14 protein-coding genes are annotated in these 17108 nt (G+C 67.6%); 8 read left to right on the forward strand and 6 right to left on the reverse strand.

Features of this window, described 5'->3' with window-relative positions:
- Window positions 1-128: 128 nt before the first annotated feature.
- Together katG and CLV29_RS13005 are read right to left on the reverse strand one after the other, a co-directional pair.
- Window positions 129-2360 (reverse strand): catalase/peroxidase HPI, encoded by a 2232-nt coding sequence (katG, locus tag CLV29_RS13000; protein ID WP_133755504.1) that lies wholly within the window; start codon window positions 2358-2360, stop codon window positions 129-131.
- Entirely contained in the window at window positions 2357-2812 is a 456-nt protein-coding gene (locus CLV29_RS13005; RefSeq protein WP_133755505.1) for a Fur family transcriptional regulator, read from the reverse strand. The genes katG and CLV29_RS13005 overlap by 4 nt, the downstream gene beginning before the upstream one ends.
- 89 nt (window positions 2813-2901) lie before the next feature.
- Here CLV29_RS13005 and CLV29_RS13010 point away from each other — a divergent pair, with 89 nt between their 5' ends.
- The gene (locus CLV29_RS13010) at window positions 2902-3729 is read left to right on the forward strand and encodes an alpha/beta hydrolase (protein ID WP_133755506.1); all 828 of its coding nucleotides are present in this window, start codon (window positions 2902-2904) and stop codon (window positions 3727-3729) included.
- A 30-nt stretch (window positions 3730-3759) separates the two neighbouring features.
- On the opposite strand, the gene CLV29_RS13015 is transcribed toward CLV29_RS13010, so the two are convergent.
- From CLV29_RS13015 to CLV29_RS13025, 3 genes are all read right to left on the reverse strand, one after another.
- The gene (locus CLV29_RS13015) at window positions 3760-5007 is read right to left on the reverse strand and encodes a DUF7822 domain-containing protein (RefSeq protein WP_133755507.1); all 1248 of its coding nucleotides are present in this window, start codon (window positions 5005-5007) and stop codon (window positions 3760-3762) included.
- 195 nt (window positions 5008-5202) lie between these two features.
- Window positions 5203-5928 (reverse strand): hypothetical protein, encoded by a 726-nt coding sequence (locus CLV29_RS13020; RefSeq protein ID WP_133755508.1) that lies wholly within the window; start codon window positions 5926-5928, stop codon window positions 5203-5205.
- Entirely contained in the window at window positions 5925-6710 is a 786-nt protein-coding gene (locus CLV29_RS13025; RefSeq protein ID WP_133755509.1) for a deoxyribonuclease IV, read from the reverse strand. The genes CLV29_RS13020 and CLV29_RS13025 overlap by 4 nt, the downstream gene beginning before the upstream one ends.
- Before the next feature lie 612 nt (window positions 6711-7322).
- On the opposite strand from CLV29_RS13025, the gene ilvA reads away from it, so the two are divergent.
- The 6 genes from ilvA to CLV29_RS13055 all read left to right on the forward strand — a co-directional run bounded on the left by ilvA (window position 7323) and on the right by CLV29_RS13055 (window position 15967).
- Entirely contained in the window at window positions 7323-8627 is a 1305-nt protein-coding gene (ilvA, locus tag CLV29_RS13030) for a threonine ammonia-lyase IlvA (protein WP_243831925.1), read from the forward strand.
- Between the two features lie 60 nt (window positions 8628-8687).
- Complete coding sequence (locus tag CLV29_RS13035) at window positions 8688-9827, forward strand: cytochrome b/b6 domain-containing protein (protein ID WP_208292949.1); 1140 nt, start codon at window positions 8688-8690, stop codon at window positions 9825-9827.
- Window positions 9828-10000: 173 nt separating this feature from the next.
- Window positions 10001-10426 carry an organic hydroperoxide resistance protein gene (locus CLV29_RS13040; protein WP_133755511.1) on the forward strand — a complete coding sequence of 142 codons (426 nt, stop codon included), beginning with the start codon at window positions 10001-10003 and terminating at the stop codon, window positions 10424-10426.
- Between the two features lie 250 nt (window positions 10427-10676).
- Window positions 10677-12821: a choline BCCT transporter BetT gene (betT, locus tag CLV29_RS13045; RefSeq protein ID WP_133755512.1), complete on the forward strand. Its 2145-nt coding sequence runs from the start codon at window positions 10677-10679 to the stop codon at window positions 12819-12821.
- 10 nt (window positions 12822-12831) lie between these two features.
- Window positions 12832-14352, forward strand: coding sequence for an aldehyde dehydrogenase family protein (locus CLV29_RS13050; RefSeq protein WP_243831926.1), 1521 nt, complete (start codon window positions 12832-12834; stop codon window positions 14350-14352).
- Between the two features lie 52 nt (window positions 14353-14404).
- Entirely contained in the window at window positions 14405-15967 is a 1563-nt protein-coding gene (locus tag CLV29_RS13055; RefSeq protein ID WP_133755513.1) for a GMC family oxidoreductase, read from the forward strand.
- A gap of 123 nt (window positions 15968-16090) precedes the next feature.
- Here the strand turns inward: CLV29_RS13055 and erm are convergent, their stop codons facing one another.
- Complete coding sequence (gene erm, locus CLV29_RS13060; RefSeq protein ID WP_243831948.1) at window positions 16091-16831, reverse strand: 23S ribosomal RNA methyltransferase Erm; 741 nt, start codon at window positions 16829-16831, stop codon at window positions 16091-16093.
- Between erm and CLV29_RS17085 the strand changes: the two genes are divergently transcribed.
- On the forward strand, window positions 16808-16942 hold the full coding sequence (locus CLV29_RS17085) for a hypothetical protein (RefSeq protein ID WP_279586496.1): 135 nt from the start codon (window positions 16808-16810) through the stop codon (window positions 16940-16942). The two genes, erm and CLV29_RS17085, sit on opposite strands and share 24 nt — an antisense overlap.
- The last annotated feature ends 166 nt before the right edge of the window (window positions 16943-17108 follow it).

The following is a 17108-nucleotide window of genomic DNA, read 5'->3' on the forward strand; positions in this document are numbered from 1 at the left end:
GCAGGTGCCGGTCGGCCGTGGTCGGACGGGGTGTCGGCCGGGGTCACAGGTGTCGCGGAAGCACCGAGGGCCCCACGTGAACGCGGGGCCCTCGGTGGACTCATCGATGCGGCCGAGGCCGCAGTTGATCAACGGTGCAGATCGAACCGATCCAGTTCCATCACCTTCACCCAGGCGGCGACGAAGTCGTCGACGAACTTGGCCTCCGAACCGTTCTGGGCATAGATCTCGGCAACTGCCCGCAGTTCGGCGTTGGCGCTGAACACCAGGTCGGCCCGGGTGGCGGTCAGCTCCCGGCCCGCCGGCGTGGTCGCGGTGTAACCACCGGAACCGTCGGGGCTCCACAAGGTGTTGATGTCCAGCAGCGCGGTGAAGAAGTCGTTGCTGAGCACACCGACGTTGTCGGTGAAGACACCCGCGGTCGAGCCCTGCGCGTTGGCACCGAGGACCCGCAGGCCACCGATCAGCACGGTCAGCTGCGGTGCGGTCAGCGTGAGCTGGTTCGCCCGGTCCAGCAGCGAGTACTCCGCCGGCAGCTTGCTGGCACCGGCTTGTTCGTAGTTGCGGAAACCGTCGACCTTCGGCTCGAGGTAGGAGAACGACTCGACATCGGTCAGCTCCTGGCTGGCATCGGTACGTCCGGGGTGGAACGGCACCGTCACCTCGAAGCCGGCGGCCTTCGCCGCCTGCTCCACACCGACACCACCGGCCAGCACGATCAGATCGGCCAGGGAGACGGTGCCGGAACCGGCGTTGAACTCGTCGGCGATGCTTTGCAGCGTGGACAAGGTGGTGGCCAGTTCGGCCGGGTCGTTGACCTCCCAGCCGTTCTGCGGGGCCAGCCGTACCCGGGCACCGTTCGCGCCGCCGCGCTTGTCGTTGCCGCGGAAGGTCGATGCCGAGGCCCAGGCCGCCTTCACCAGCTGGGAGACCCCGAGGCCGGATTCGGCGATCTTGGTCTTCAGCTCGGCGATCTGCGCCTCGTCGATCAGTTCATGATCAACTGCCGGTACGGGATCCTGCCAGATCAGCACCTCCTGGGGGACCTCCGGACCGAGGTAGCGGCTGATCGGGCCCATGTCGCGGTGGGTCAGCTTGAACCAGGCGCGGGCGAAGGCATCGGCGAACTCCTCGGGGTTCTCGGCGAAACGCCGGGAGATCTTCGCGTACTCCGGGTCGAACCGCAGGGCGAGGTCGGAGGTGAGCATCCGCGGCTCGCGCTTGCCGTCACCGAAGGACTCCGGGACCAGGTCGGCACCGGCACCGTGCTTCGGCCGCCACTGATGTGCTCCGGCGGGGGAGGAGAACAGCTCCCAGTCGTAGGCGAACAGGATGTGGAAGAACTCGTTGTCCCACCGGGTCGGGTGGTAGGTCCAGGTGACCTCCAGGCCGGAGGTGATGGCGTCGATGCCCTTGCCTGACTTGTAGTTGCCCTTCCAGCCGAGCCCTGCCTGCTCGATCGGTGCGGCCTCCGGCTCGGGACCGACGGTGTCGGCCGGGCCGGCGCCGTGGGTCTTGCCGAAGGTGTGGCCACCGGCGATCAGGGCGACGGTCTCCTCGTCGTTCATCGCCATCCGGCCGAAGGTGTCGCGGATGTCGCGGGCCGAGGCCAGCGGATCGGGGTTGCCCTCCGGGCCCTCCGGGTTCACATAGATCAGGCCCATCTGCACCGCGGCCAGCGGGTTCTCGAGCTTGCGATCACCGGAGTAGCGCTCCTGGCCTCCGTGGTCGCCACCGAGCCACTTGGTCTCCGGGCCCCAGTAGACGTCGTCATCGGGCTCCCAGGCATCCACCCGGCCACCGGCGAAACCGAAGGTCTTGAAGCCCATCGACTCCAAGGCGACGTTGCCGGTCAGGATCATCAGGTCGGCCCAGGACAGCGCATTGCCGTACTTGGCCTTCACCGGCCAGAGCAGCCGGCGGGCCTTGTCCAGGCTGGCATTGTCCGGCCAGCTGTTCAGGGGGGCGAAGCGCTGCTGCCCGGTGCCGGCGCCGCCGCGTCCGTCCTGCACCCGGTAGGTGCCGGCGCTGTGCCAGGCCATCCGGATCATCAGCGGGCCGTAGTGCCCGAAGTCGGCCGGCCACCAGTCCTGGGAGGTGGTGAGCACCTTCTCGATGTCGGCCTTCACCGCATCCAGGTCGAGGGTGGAGAACGCCTCGGCGTAGTCGAAGTCCCCGCCCAGCGGGTTCGCCTCCACCGGGTTCTTGGCCAGGATCTTCAAGTTCAGCCGCTGCGGCCACCACTGCTGGTTGGCATCGCCCTGGGTCGGCTGGATCCGGCCGTGTGCGACCGGACAGGTGCCCTCGTTGTCGGAGTTGATCTCCTCGATCGTTGTCGTCTCGCCCTCGTGGGAGCTCATCGCATTCCTTTCGCTGGTTCCGTACCGGGCATCGCCTCGGTACGGGCTGAACAAGCCGGACACATGCCCCAGTGGGTGACCTCGGCCTCGTCGATGACGAAGCCGTGGTCGTCGGCCGGGGCGAGACAGGGAGCCGCGCCGAGGGCGCATTCGATGTCGACCACGGTGCCGCAGCTGCGGCAGACCAGATGGTGGTGGTTGTCCCCGACCCGCAACTCGTACCGGGCGGTCATTCCCGCCGGTTCGATCCGCCGCAGCAACCCGGCGGCGGTGCAGGCGTTCAAGCAGTCGAAGACCGCCTGCCGGGACACCGTCGGCGCCAGCTCACCCACCAGCGCGACGATCGTCGCGCTGTCGGCGTGGGGACGGGTGGACACCGCCTCGAGCACGGCGGTACGAGGGCGGGTGACCCGCAGGCCCGCCGCTCGCAATCGGTGCTCGTGATCGATCATCGGCACCAGCCTGCCAGTTTTCTGTACTCAGTCAAGATTGGCTCGCCTGCATCGTCGATCTCGGCGGCTGCCGGGCATACACTTCGGCAATGACCAATGATGTTCAGTCCCAGCCCTCCGCACTCGAGTTCACCGGCCATGCGGGCAAGCTCGCAGGACGTCGCTGGCCGAGTGTGAACCCGACCTGGATCGCCTTGCTCTGCCACGGCTACGGCGAGCACTCCGGACGCTACGACGCGGTCGCCGAGAGGTTGGCCGCCGACGGTGCGGCGGTCTATGCCCTGGACCATGCCGGACACGGCCGCAGCGACGGCGAACGCGTCCTGATCACCGATTTCGAGGATGTCGTCGACGATTTCGCGCGACTGGAATGGACCGCCCGCGCGGAGCATCCCGGGCTGCCGGTGGTGCTGATCGGGCATTCGATGGGCGGCATGATCGCCGCCCGGTACGCCCAGCGGCATCCCGACGAACTGGCTGCGGTGGTGCTCAGCGGGCCGGTCCTCGGAAGCTGGGCGGCAGTGGACGCCCTGCTGGGGGTGGCGGAGATCCCCGACGATCCGATCGACCCGCAGACCCTGTCCAGGGATCCGGCGGTCGGCGAGGCCTATGTGAACGACGAACTGGTCTGGCACGGACCGTTCAAGCGGCCGACGGTACGGGCGCTGGCGACCTGCTTGGAAACGATCAACCGCTCCCAGCCGATCAGCGTCCCCGCCCTGCACCTGCACGGCGAGGATGATCAACTCGTACCCGCCGGCCCGTCGGTGGAGGCCTGGGCGCGCCTGGGCGGGCGCCGCTCGGAGGAGAAGCTCTACCCGGGTGCCCGGCACGAGATCTTCAACGAGACCAACAAGAACGAGGTGCTCGACGATCTGCTGAGCTTCGTCCGGCGGGAGGTCGCCCCGCAGGGGTGATCATCCGCGGTACGTGGTGTGGCGGCGGTCTCAGCGCAGGAAGGGGATCGCCGGCACCCACAGCACCCGGTGCTGGTGGGCGCGTACCCAGCCGAGGATGGAGATCACCAGGTGGGCAAGGGTGACCACCAGCCAGACGGTGATCGGGATCCCCATCGGGTAGAAGTCCTGGATCGGCGCGTCCCGGCTGAGCACGGCCAGCAGGACGAAGTGGCCGCCGATCAACAGCACGGTCAACAACAGGTAGGTCAGGCCCCAGTTGGCGGCATTGCGACCGTTCGCCGCAGCCGTACCGCCGTACCTGCGCTGGCCTCGTCCGGCCAGGACCATCCCCAGCCCGGCCAGGATCGAGGACAGGAACGGGATGAAAATCAGGGTCACCAGCCCGAGCGCCCAGCTCAGCTCCCCGGTCGGGGTGTTGATCGGCGTGAGTTGGGTCGCTGCCGGTGCACCCGGTGGGTGGGCCGCAGCGGGCCCGGGCTGGGTCGGGGGGCCCGGATGTCCGACACCGACCGGTGCGCCCGGCGCGCTGCCCGCACCCGGTCGGTAATCCGGCCCGGGTCGGGGAGTACCGGTCGGGCTGGGCACGGTGGGGCCGGCGGGGGTGCTGGTTCCTGTCGGGTTGGTGGTGGGGGTCGTGTCGGGTGCGTAGGTTCCGGTCGGATCGGTCCCGGTCGGGCTGGGACCCGTCGGGTCGGTGGCTGGGGTGCTGGTTCCGCCCGGTGGTTCGGAAGGTAGTTGGTAGTACAGCACCGAGGGCCAGTGACCGCCGCCGGTGTGCGCCGGCCGTTCCTCCTCGCTGACCTCGACGGTCGGGGCGGAGCGGAGCCACCGATCGATCTCGCCGATCTCCCGGCGTACCACCTCGGCCTCGAGCTGGAGTGCTGCTGCGAGCTCCTCACCCTCGAGGTCGTCCAGGACCAGGGCGGCGATCTCGGCGGTCTCCAGCAGCAGGTGGGAGGGTTGATCGGCGGCGATCTGCTCCAGTGCCGCGAGGGCGTCAGCGGCGTCTCGACGTACCTCCTCGGTCTGCGGCAGGGCCGCCAGGTAGCGGCGGAAGTTCGCCACCCCGGTGGCGAAATCGGCGACCAGCGCCGCCGCCGGCTCACCTTCGACGTCGAAGACCCGGGAAGGACACAACCGCGGCGATCCGGTCATCAGCACCAGATGGAATGCCGGGATCTCCCAGTTCCACTCCGAGACACTGCGCGCCCGGCCGGGCGCACCGGGGGTCGAGGGTACGGCGCTGACGGCATAGAGGTAGCTGCGATTCGCCATGGCCGAAAACTACTGGTTGACCGGCCAAGGGGGAATCATCTTCCCGGCATGATCAGTGCGCACGGCTCAGCAGACCTCGGCGCATCTCAGCCGGGGAGATCGGCGTGAGGGAGCAGCGCGGAAGATCAGCGCGGGGCGATCGGCCCGGGGAGATGAACGCGGGTTGATCAGTGCGGGTTGGTCAGTGCGGGTTGATCAGTGCGGGGGAATCCGCTCGATGGCCTGCAGCTCGGTGAAGCGGCCGATCGGTTGCAGACCCAGCCGGCTGCCCAGGGCTGCCGCCGCGAGACTGCCGGTCGTCCGCCGGAGCTGGGGGATCAGCCCGCCGTCGAGGGCGTCGTTGAGCGCCACGGACGCGGCCTTCGTACCCCATCCGCGAAGTCGGTGGGTAGGGGCGGTGAGCACACTCAACTCGGCCAGGAAACCGGCCTGCTCGCGGTAGCCGGCTGCGGCGGCGGGCAGATCGGCATCGTCGAGGGCGACGAAGGTGCTGCTGCTGGCCGCCAGATCCGCCTGGCTGATGTCATCGGGCGGACAGACATGCTCGACATCGTTCACCGCGGCCGGATCGAGGCTGATCGGCACCGAGGGGTCCTCGACATAGCGGTCGGTCGCGGTGATCACCTGATCGAACACGACCCGCATCATCCGCCGACCCGACAGCGCCAGCAGGTTGGCCGGTTCGGTCAGCGGACCGATCTCGTCGCGGACCTGCGGGTCAGCGATCGCGGCGTGGAACCAGGTCGGTGCGAGGACGGCCTGTTGACCGAACAGTTCGACCACGGTGATCCGGTCGGGCACCACCTTCTGCAGGTGTTGAGCGGCACCGGGGACGGCCGGGTCGAAGGCCTCATCGGTCAACCCCAGGGTGCGTGCCCAGGCCAGACGCAGGATCGCGGCGGTATTGGGCTCCACACTCACTCGCGGCTACGCAGCCATTCCAGATCGGCGACCTGACCCTCCAGGCCACCCGGGGTCTCGACCACGATCGGCGCACCGGAGCTGAGCGCTGCCTCGGCCAGCCCTACGGGATCGCAGTGCCCCTTGCCCAGGTTGGTGTGCCGGTCGGCTCCGGAGTCGAAGGCGTCGCGGGAGTCGTTGGCGTGGATCAGGTCGATCCGACCGGTGATGCCGAGGATCTTGTCCACCAGACCGGTCAGCTCCAGACCACCGGCATGGGCGTGGCAGGTGTCCAGGCAGAAACCGAGGTTGTCGTTGATCCCGCCGACGTGTTCCCAGAGCATGGCGATCCGATCCAGACGCCTGGCCATCGCGTTCTCACCACCGGCGGTGTTCTCGATCAGCATCGGCACCGGCATTTCGATCCGTTCGACCGCCTTGCGCCAGTTGTCGAAACCGACCTGCGGGTCGTCGGCCTCGGTGACATGGCCGCCGTGCACGATCACCCCGGCGGCACCGATCCCGGCTGCTGCCTGCATCGTCTGCTCCAGCAGTTTGCGGCTCGGGATCCGGATCCGGTTGTTGGTCGAGGCGACGTTGATCCGGTACGGCGCATGGACGTACAGTGCGACCCCCGCAGCCTCGGCTGCGGTCTTCAGCGCCTCGGCGCCACCGGCATAGCGCACCTCGGGCTTCTTGTAGGACTGCGGATCCCCGAGGAAGAACTGCGACAACTGGGCATCGCGTGCCTGGGCCTCGGCCACCGGATCGGTCTGGTCGACGTGGGCTCCCATACTGCTCATGGGCCCAACCTAGTTGCCGATCCCGCAGAGCGCCCCTTCGGGCAGTCGGCATCGTGTTGGGGTCAGGATCGCGTTGCGGTCACCGGCGCAGCCGCGCGCCGTACAAGGCCGTGCCGTCGAGGGTTGCACGATGCCGGCCCGTCGAGGTTGCACGACATCGTCCCGTCGAGGCTGCCGTGCCGTCGAGGGTTGCACGAGCCCGGCCCGTCGAGGTTGCACGGCACCATCCCGTCGAGGACCGCCGGCCCCGGCGAGGGCTGCACGCACGACACTGGCGCCGTTCGAACCGAACAAACGTCACACTCGATCGGCCCTCGGTCACCCGCGCTCGGTGTTTGCGCTGGTGAATCGCAGGTCATCTCCGTGGTGCGTGTCGATCGAGTGTGACGTTTGTTTGGTTCGCCTCGGGGTGGCTCGGTCTGGGAGTTCGACCCTGGGTGGCTGGGTCTGGGAGTTCGACCCTGGGTGGCTGGGTCTGGGAGTTCGACCCTGGGTGGTTCAACCTCGGGCGGCTCGAGCCGGGAGTGCGGTTCGGGATGGCCCGACTCGGGCGTCGCAGTGCCGTACCTGGTCCTCTCGGCCCGAACGGCCCCGAACGCCTAATCTGGGGCTGTGACGACGACCGACCAGAGGCTGGGTTCCGCACTCCCGACGGCTGCCGCGACCGAGGCGGCAGCCGAGCTGATCGCGCCGGTGATCGGTCCGACACCGCTGCAGCACAGCCGCCGGCTGAGTGAACTCACCGGCTACGACGTCTGGTTGAAGCGGGAGGATCTGACCACCGTCCGGTCCTACAAGGTCCGCGGCGCCTACACGATGATCGCCGGGCTGTCCGCGACCGAGCGCAGCCGCGGGGTGACCACCGCCAGCGCGGGCAACCACGCCCAGGGGGTGGCCTTCGCCTGCGCCCAGGCCGGGGTACGGGCGACCATCTTCCTGCCTCGGACCACCCCGCGACAGAAGCGCGACCGGGTGGCGTCGCTGGGTGGCGACGCGGTCACGGTGGTGATCGCCGGCCAGACCTACGACGAGGCCGCGGCCGCCGCGGCCGGGTTCGCCGAGAGCTCCGGGGCGACCATCGTGCCCGCCTTCGACCATCCCTCGATCATCACCGGCCAGGGCACCGTGGCGACCGAGCTGCTGCAGCAGGCAGCGGCCCAGGGGATCGAGCCCGCCGCCGTGGTCGTACCGGTCGGCGGTGGTGGTCTGCTGGCCGGTATGAGCACCGTCCTGGCTGCGAAGGCGCCGCAGACCGAGGTGCTGGCAGCCGAGCCCGAAGGGGCGGCGTCGCTGGCGCTGGCGCTGCGCGCCGGTGAACCGCAGCCGCTGGCCGAGGTCGATCCGTTCGTCGACGGCGCCGCGGTACGCACGATCGGTCGCTGGACCCACGCAGCGGTCGAGGCCGCGGCACAGACGCTCACCCTGCGTACCGTGGCGGTCCCCGAGGGTCTGATCTGTGTGGAGATGCTGGATCTGTACCAGGCGGAGGGCATCATCGCCGAACCCGCCGGGGCGCTCGCCGCGGCCGGTCTGCGGTGGACCGCGTCGCTGGACGCGGCGCCGGGCTCCAGCGTCGTCTGCGTCGTCTCCGGGGGCAACAACGATGTCTCCCGCTATGCCGACATCGTCGAGCGGGCGCTGGTGTTCGAGGGATTGAAGCACTACTTCCTGGTCGAGTTCCCGCAGAAGCCGGGCGCCCTGCGCGGTTTCCTCGACGAGGTGCTCGGTCCCGATGACGACATCACCCACTTCGAGTACACCAAGAGCAACAACCGGGAGACCGGTCCGGCGCTGGTCGGGATCGAACTGGGACGGGCGGCGGATCTGTCGTCCCTGCAGCAGCGGATGCGCGACTCCCACCTGCGGGTGGAGAAGGTGGATCCCGACAGTCCGCTGTTCGGGTTCATGCGTCGGTGAGCTGCTGGGTTACTGTGCCGCTGTGATGAATGTCCTGTCTGCCGAACATGAGAAGTGAACGTGTCCAACGACAATCCCACCGGTGACCAGCCGGAACCGAAGACCGAACAGCCCACGGCCGAGAAAGCCGCCGCGTCGAAGACGACCGCCGGCAAGGGGGTGAGGTCGACCCGTACCTCGACGACCCGTACCTCCTCGACCCGTTCCGGCTCGGCCAAGACGACCAAGGCCGATCCGCGCAAGAAGAAAAAGAAGAAGAAGAAAAAGAAGAAGATCGAGAAGATCGGCCCGTTCACACCGAAGCAGTGGCTGGTCGTGGGCCCCGTCGGGCTGCTCGCGCTGCTGGTGATCGCCGCACTCGCCGTGCTCGGGGTACGCGCCCTGCTGAGCAGCGAGTCGGTGGCCGCCTTCGTCCAGCTATACCCCGGTGAGTACCACCTGCCCGAGTCCGCACCGGTCGGCCTGCCGGCCTGGCTCGGCTGGCAGCATGCCTTCAACGTCTTCCTGATCGTGCTGATCATCCGGTCCGGACTGCAGGTGCGCTACCAGCGCAAACCACCGGCGTACTGGAAGTCCCGCTGGGGCGGCGACAAGATCAGCATCAACCTCTGGTTCCACCAGACGCTCGACGTGTTGTGGGTGCTGAACGGTGCGATCTTCGTCGTGCTGCTGTTCGTCACCGGTCAGTGGATGCGGATCGTACCGACCAGCTGGGAGGTCTTCCCGAACGCTTTGAGCGCACTGTTGCAGTACGTCTCGTTGGACTGGCCGACGGAGAACGGCTGGGTCAACTACAACTCGTTGCAGCAGTTGGCCTACTTCACCACCGTCTTCGTCGCCGCACCGCTGGCGGTGATCACCGGGGTACGGATGAGCGGGTTCTGGCCGAAGCAGAATGCCCGGCTGAACGCGCTCTACAAGGTGGAATGGGCGCGGAAGGTGCACTTCCCGGTGATGCTCTACTTCGTCGTGTTCATCATCATCCACGTCTTCTTGGTGTTCGCGACCGGGGCACTGCGGAACCTGAACCACATGTACGCCGCCCAGGGCTCCACCGATCCCAATGCCTATGCGCAGAACTGGACCGGTTTCTGGTTCTTCTTCGCCTCCCTGGTGGTGATCGTCGCCGCCTGGTTGCTCGCCCGACCGATGCTGCTGGCCCCGGTGGCCCGGTTGCTGGGTACGGTCAGCTCGCGCTGACCTGCCCGCGGGCGGCGGTCCGAGCGGGCACCGCCCGCATCGGTAGCTCTGATCGGGCGTGGGTGGCTGATCGGGCGTGGGTGGCTGATCGGGGGTCGTCGGCTCTCGCGCGGGTGGGTAGCGTTGGTGGGAGACCGGGAGCACACGGTTCCCGGGTGAGGAAAGGTCCGAACATGCCGTACGAGGCCGTCAAGGAAGTTGCCTACACCACCGCTGCCACCGCCAAGGGCGGGCGTGAGGGCACAGTCAAGAGCGCGGACGGAGTGATCGATCTGCCGCTGGGCAAACCGGGCAGCAAGACCAATCCGAAGGCCAACCCGGAGACCCTGTTCGCCGCCGGTTACGCCGCCTGCTTCTCCGGCGCACTGAACGCCATGGCAGCACAGGAGGGGCTGGACACCAGCGATTCGACCGTCACCGCCGAGGTCACCTTCGGCAAGACCGACACCGGCTTCGGTCTGGCCGTGGCCCTGACCGCCGACATCCCCGGGGTGGACGCCGACAAGGCCGCCGAGCTGGTGGAGAAGGCGCATCAGTTCTGCCCTTACTCCAAGGCCACCCGCGGCAACATCGATGTGACCGCCTCGGTCGCCTCCTGAGCCGACTTCCGCACACGCCACCGATGTGGCACCGCTCGGGCGACACGCCCGAGCGGGCGATGCCGACCATGATCGGCGCCACGTCGGTGGTGATGCCGCTCGGGTTGCTCCCCGAGCCTGGCCGGTCGCTGCGGGCTTCGGCTTTCGCCCCACCTCGAGGCCGACGGACTGTTAGTTTCAGTCTGTCCACGCCGCTGAGAGAACAGCTGCCGGCGCCGAAGTCTCGGAACCGGTGGCTGGATGGGAAGTCATGTCCGCACCTGCGACCATTAACCCACCGGCCGGAGGCACCGCGCCCGGGGTGGAGATCAACTGGCCGGTGCTGATCGTCAGCGCGGCGATCATCCTGCTGATCGCGATCCTGGCGATCATCGCACCGGAGACCACCCAGACCGTGATCTACGCGATCGTCGACTGGGTGTCGACCAACTTCGGTTGGTACTACGTACTCACCGCCACCGTGATCGTCGGATTCGTGCTCTACATGGCGCTCAGCCGATTCGGTCGGGTACGACTGGGGCCGGACCACTCCCGTCCGGTGTTCAATCTCTTCACCTGGACGGCGATGCTCTTCGCTGCCGGGATCGGCATCGACCTGATGTTCTTCTCGGTCGCCGAACCGGTCACCCAGTACATCCAGCCGCCGACCGCCTACGACTCCACCGGCGCCCAGCCCGAAAGCATCGCCGCGGCCCGGCAGGCGGTCGTCTGGACCCTCTTCCACTACGGCATCACCGGCTGGGCGATGTATGCCCTGCTCGGTGTGGGCTTCGCCTACTTCGCCTACCGCAAGGGCTGGCCGTTGAGCCTGCGCTCGATGCTGCGACCGATCTTCGGCCGCCGGATGGACGGCTGGGTCGGGCACAGTGTCGACATCGCCGCCGTCCTCGGTGCCGTCTTCGGTATCGCCACCTCGCTGGGCATCGGCGTGGTCCAGTTGAACTACGGCCTGTACCTGATGTTCGGCATCCCGGAGGGTACGGCCGCGCAGATCGCGCTGATCGTGCTCTCGGTGGTGATGGCCACCATCTCCAGCGTGTCCGGTGTGGAGAAGGGGATCCGGCGACTGTCGGAGCTGAACGTGATCATGGCGATCATCTTGTTGCTCTACGTCCTGTTCATGGACAAGACGCAGTTCCTGATGAACGCGCTGGTGATGAACATCGGTGACTTCGTCTCCCGCTACCCGGCGATGATGATGGAGACCTTCGCCTTCGAGCAGGCCGAGTTCGCCGGTCTCCCACTGCCGTTCGACACCGGCTTCATGACCGGCTGGATGGGCGGTTGGACGCTGTTCTTCTGGGCCTGGTGGATCGCCTGGGCGCCGTTCGTCGGACTGTTCCTGGCCCGGATCTCCCGCGGCCGGACGATCCGGCAGTTCGTGACCGGTGTCCTAGTGGTGCCGTTCATGTTCATCCTGATCTTCATCTCCATCTTCGGCAATGCCTCCCTGGGCCTGGTCGCCGGTGGTGACGCCGCCTTCGGCGAGGTGGCGATGAACACCCCCGAGCGCGCCTTCTACTCTCTGCTCGAGGCCTACCCCGCGGCGCCGCTGGTGATCGGCATCGCGACCCTGGTCGGACTGCTGTTCTACGTCACCTCGGCCGACTCCGGCGCGCTCGTGCTGGCGAACTTCACCTCCGACATCCCCGACGCCAAGTCCGACGGTGACACCCGGTTGCGGATCTTCTGGTCCGTGGCCACGGGTCTGCTGACTCTCGGCATGCTGATCGTCGGCGGGGTGAGCACCCTGCAGGGGGCGACCTTGATCATCGGGTTGCCGTTCTCGGTGGTCATGTACCTGGTGATGTTCTCCCTCTACCGGGCTCTGCGGCGCGAGGTGCAGCATGCCGACGGTTACCGCCAAGCCCTGTCGGGCACCATCGGTGCGGTCGCCGGTCGCGAGTTCTCCTGGCGGCAGCGTTTGCGGCGGGCGACCGGGTTCCCCAGCCGCAACCAGGTGTCGAAGTACATGACCGAGACTGCCGTGCCCTCACTCAAGGAGGTGGCCGCGGAGTTCCGGGCCTCCGGTGCCGAGGTCAGCGTCGATGTCTCCGAGGTCCCCGATGCCGGTGTCATGCAGGCGGAACTGCATGTCGAGATGCCCGAGGCCGAGCCGTTCAACTACCAGATCTGGCCGGTCTCCGGTCCGACGCCGTCGTTCGCGTTCCGGGTGGCCAGTGAGGCCGACCGGTACTATCGGCTGGAGGTATTCACCGCCAACGGTTCCCGCGGGTACGACGTCTACGGCTACACCGCCGAGCAGTTGATCGCCGATGTGATCGCCCACTACGAATCGCATCTGGAGTACCTGCGGTTGGCCCAGCGTTCGCCGGTTGACGCCGACGAGCACAAGACGATGGACTGGAAGGACGACTTCAGTTCCACCGAGTGATCATGGCCCGGTGACGGCAGCACCTGACGAGAGGGAGACCGTGTCCAGCGACGCACCCAACACCTTGTTCATCGGCGGGAAGTGGGTGGCGGCCCGTGCGGGTGGCACCCGGGAGATCCGTTGTCCCGCCGATGGCTCCCTGGTCGGCGTGGTCGACGAGGCCACCGAGGAGGACACGGTGGCGGCGATCGAGGCCGCCCGGGCGTCGTTCGACGCCGGTGTCTGGTCCTCGGTGCCGGCGGCGGAGCGGGGCGACTTCCTGCTCCGGGTCGCCGCCGGTATCCGCGACCGCAAGGACGAGTTCGCTCGCGCCGAATCGCTGGACACCGGTAAGCGGATCGTCGAGTCCGAGATCGACATGGACGACATCGCCAACTGCTTCGACTACTTCGGCAAACTGGCGGCCAACGAGGCCGGCCGGATGGTCGATGCCGGCAGCGCATCGGTGGTCAGCCGGATCGTCCACGAACCCGTCGGTGTCTGCACGCTGATCACCCCCTGGAACTATCCGCTGCTGCAGGCGGCCTGGAAACTCGCGCCCTGTCTCGCTGCCGGCAACAGCTTCGTGCTCAAGCCTGCCGAGCTGACCCCGCACACCGCCATCCTCACCCTGAAGCTGTTCGACGAACTCGGGCTGCCTGCCGGAGTCGGGAACCTGATCACCGGTGCCGGGGCCAGCGCCGGCGGTCCGCTGTCGGAACATCCCGATGTGGACCTGGTGTCGTTCACCGGTGGCCTGGTCACCGGTCGGATCATCGGCGCCAATGCCGCGGCGACGGTGAAGAAGGTGGCCCTGGAACTGGGTGGCAAGAACCCGAACGTGATCTTCGCCGATGCCGACTACGACGCCGCGTTGGACAACGCACTGAACGCTGCCTTCGTCCATTCGGGGCAGGTGTGCTCGGCCGGCGCCCGGCTGATCGTGGAGTCCTCGATCGCCGAGCGCTTCGTCGACGACCTGGTCGCCCGTACCGAACAGATCCGCCTCGGCGGGCCGTTCGATCCCGACGCCGAGACCGGACCGTTGATCTCGGCCGCCCACCGGGACAAGGTGACGGCCTATGTCGACGCCGGTGTCGCCGAGGGGGCGCGCCTGCGTTGCGGTGGCACGTGGGGTGAGGGCGAACTCGCCAAGGGCTACTACTACCTGCCGACGGTCCTGGACCAAGTGAAGCGTGGCATGTCGGTGGTCACCGACGAGGCCTTCGGACCGGTGGTCACCGTCGAGACCTTCACCACCGAGGAGGAGGCGATCGCCATCGCCAATGACACCTTCTACGGTCTGGCCGGTGCGGTCTGGAGCGGTGATGCCGGACGTTCGCAGCGAGTTGCGGGCAAGTTGCGGCACGGCACCATCTGGATCAACGACTACCACCCGTACCTGCCCCAGGCGGAGTGGGGCGGCTACAAACAGTCCGGGTTCGGCCGTGAGCTGGGTCCGACCGGACTTGCCGAGTACGTCGAGACCAAGCACATCTACCACAACCTCGAACCGGCGGTGACCGGCTGGTTCAACCCCAACGCATCCTGAGCAGGACGCTGGGCGAGACCGGGCAATCCGGTCGGATCGAAGGAGAATGATCATGGAGACCACCCACACCTTTGATTATGTGATCGTCGGTGGCGGTTCGGCCGGTGCTGCCGTGGCTGCCCGGCTGTCGGAGGATCCCGAGGTCACGGTCGGGTTGTTGGAGGCCGGGCCCACCGACGTGGATGCGCCGGTGATCCTGCAGTTGAACCGGTGGATGGAACTGCTGGAGTCCGGCTATGACTGGGACTATCCGATCGAGCCGCAGGAGCACGGCAACTCGTTCATGCGCCATGCCCGGGCCAAGGTGCTGGGTGGTTGCTCCTCACACAACTCCTGCATCGCCTTCTGGGCGCCGGCCGAGGATCTGGACGAGTGGGATTCGGTTCACGGCGCCACCGGTTGGAGCTCGGAACGGACGCTGCCGCTGTTCACCAAGTTGGAGACCAACGACACTGCCGGTGATCATCACGGCACCGACGGCCCGGTGCACCTGATGAGCATCCCGCCGATCGATCCCTGCGGGGTTGCGATCCTGGATGCCTGTGAGCAGGACGGGATCCCGCGGGTGGAGTTCAACTCCGGCTCCACGGTGATCAACGGCGCCAACTTCTTCCAGGTGAACCGGCAGGCCGACGGCACCCGCGCTTCCTCCTCGGTCTCGTACCTGCATCCGATCCTGGACCGGCCGAACCTGAGCGTGCTGACCGACACCTGGGCCCGCGAGCTGGAGATCGACGAAACGGGTCGGTGTACCGGGGTGCTGGTGGTGAACAATGCCTTCGGCAAGACGAAGCGGATCGGCGCCAACTCCGAGGTGATCGTCTCCGCCGGGGCGATCAACACCCCGCAGTTGTTGATGCTCTCCGGCATCGGTCCGGCAGATCATCTGGCCGAGGTCGGTATCGAGGCCCGGGTCGACTCCCCCGGTGTCGGGGCGAACCTGGCCGATCATCCCGAGGGCGTGATCGCCTGGGAGGCGAAGCAGCCGATGGTCACCGATTCCTACCAGTGGTGGGAGATCGGCATCTTCACCACCACCACCGAGGGTCTGGACCGGCCGGACCTGATGATGCACTACGGCTCCGTACCGTTCGACATGCACACCCTGCGGCAGGGGTACCCGACCTCGGAGAACACCTTCTGTCTGACGCCGAACGTCACCCACGCCAAGTCGCGGGGGACGGTACGGTTGCGCAGCCGGGACTACCGGGACAAGCCGAAGGTCGATCCGCGCTACTTCACCGATCCCGAGGGTCACGACCTGCGGGTGATGATCGCCGGTATCCGCAAGGCTCGGGAGATCGTCGCCCAGCCGGCGATGGCCGACTGGGCGGGGGAGGAACTGTTCCCCGGCGTCGAGGTGCAGACCGATGAGCAGCTCGAGGACTACATCGTGCACTGCCACAACACCGTCTATCACCCGGTCGGTACCTGCCGGATGGGCCCGGTCGACGATCCGATGTCGCCGCTGGACCCGCAACTGCGGGTGAAGGGGGTGCAGGGTCTGCGGGTGGTCGACGCCTCGGCGATGCCGGAGATCACCACGGTCAATCCCAACATCACGGTGATGATGATGGGCGAGAAGTGCGCGGAGATGATCAAGAACGGCGAGTGACCGTTCTTGTCAGCCGTTATGGCCCCCTGATCGCCGATCAGGGGGCGATTCTCGCGGGAGGAACGCGGGTCGGGGTGCGCGCCCTCGACGAGCACGTTCGCGGGTCGTGGGTGACCTGGCCGCTCAGCCGGTACGAGGGTCAGCCAGCTGGTGCCACAGCTGTCTCCACTGCCGGGGTGTGAGGTCGCGGGGCAGGTCAGTAGGCACGATGTTGGTTTCTCGCAGCACGTGCCGCGTGCGGCGGCTGCCGGCGCCCGTGGCATTGGCGATGATCTTGGGCAATGAACCTCCGCGGCCGGTGAACACGGCCTTCACGAAGCGTTCGTAGGCGCGGCGATCGGCGGCCGGTACGAGGGGTCGGCGGCGTCGGGTGATCATCAGGATCCCGCCGTCGACACTCGGTTGCGGGGTGAAGTGTCGCGCGGGTACCCGGGTGATCAAGGAGAACTCGTACCACGGTGCGCTCTGCGCGGTGAGCATCGTGCCACCACCGACCCCGGCGCGTTTGCGTGCCACCTCCCATTGCACGAGCAGCACCGCGTACCGCCATCCACCGGTTGCCAGGAGTCGGCGCAGAATCGGTGTGGTCAGGCCGAACGGTACGTTCCCGACGATCCCGTCCGCGGCCAGTGGGTGGTGCAGGGCATCGGCGTGCTCGACCCGTACCCCAGGGAGCGACCGACGCAGCTGCTGGACCCGGCGGGGGTCGATGTCGATGGCGGTCACTGGTCTCCCGAGCTGCGACAGCGGTCGGGTGAGTGCACCGTCGCCGGCGCCGAGTTCCAGGATGGAACCGTCGTGGTCGGAGACCAGGGCAGAGATCTGCCGGATGGTCGGGCGATGGGTGAGGAAGTTCTGGCCCAGTTCGTGTCGGCCACCGTCGGTATCTCCCGGATGCCGTGTGGGGGTGGGTACGGGCCCGGCGCCGGTGGGGCGCTGATCGACGGGCGCGGCTCGTTGGGAGCGGGTTCCTGAGGATCGGGAGGGACGACGCGATGAGGGTCGTGAGGGACGACGGGAGGATCGGGACATGGTGTGCTCCGGAATCTGAGTTCGTGGAGGACCCCGGTCGCGACAGGTCAACCGATCATCGAGTGGACAGCGCCGGCCGAGGTGCGAGGACAACTCGGAAAGACGGCGC

Origin of the sequence: Naumannella halotolerans, assembly GCF_004364645.1 — a bacterium.
Lineage (GTDB): Bacteria > Actinomycetota > Actinomycetes > Propionibacteriales > Propionibacteriaceae > Naumannella > Naumannella halotolerans.

What these genes read in the sequence shown, in the direction of transcription:
- CLV29_RS13055 (WP_133755513.1), top strand. Translation starts at nt 14,405, where the DNA reads ATGGAGACCACCCACACCTTTGATTATGTGATCGTCGGTGGCGGTTCG.
- CLV29_RS13025 (WP_133755509.1), bottom strand. Translation starts at nt 6,710, where the DNA reads ATGAGCAGTATGGGAGCCCACGTCGACCAGACCGATCCGGTGGCCGAG.
- CLV29_RS17085 (WP_279586496.1), top strand. Translation starts at nt 16,808, where the DNA reads ATGGGTGAGGAAGTTCTGGCCCAGTTCGTGTCGGCCACCGTCGGTATC.
- katG (WP_133755504.1), bottom strand. Translation starts at nt 2,360, where the DNA reads ATGAGCTCCCACGAGGGCGAGACGACAACGATCGAGGAGATCAACTCC.
- CLV29_RS13040 (WP_133755511.1), top strand. Translation starts at nt 10,001, where the DNA reads ATGCCGTACGAGGCCGTCAAGGAAGTTGCCTACACCACCGCTGCCACC.
- CLV29_RS13015 (WP_133755507.1), bottom strand. Translation starts at nt 5,007, where the DNA reads ATGGCGAATCGCAGCTACCTCTATGCCGTCAGCGCCGTACCCTCGACC.
- CLV29_RS13010 (WP_133755506.1), top strand. Translation starts at nt 2,902, where the DNA reads ATGACCAATGATGTTCAGTCCCAGCCCTCCGCACTCGAGTTCACCGGC.
- betT (WP_133755512.1), top strand. Translation starts at nt 10,677, where the DNA reads ATGTCCGCACCTGCGACCATTAACCCACCGGCCGGAGGCACCGCGCCC.
- CLV29_RS13005 (WP_133755505.1), bottom strand. Translation starts at nt 2,812, where the DNA reads ATGATCGATCACGAGCACCGATTGCGAGCGGCGGGCCTGCGGGTCACC.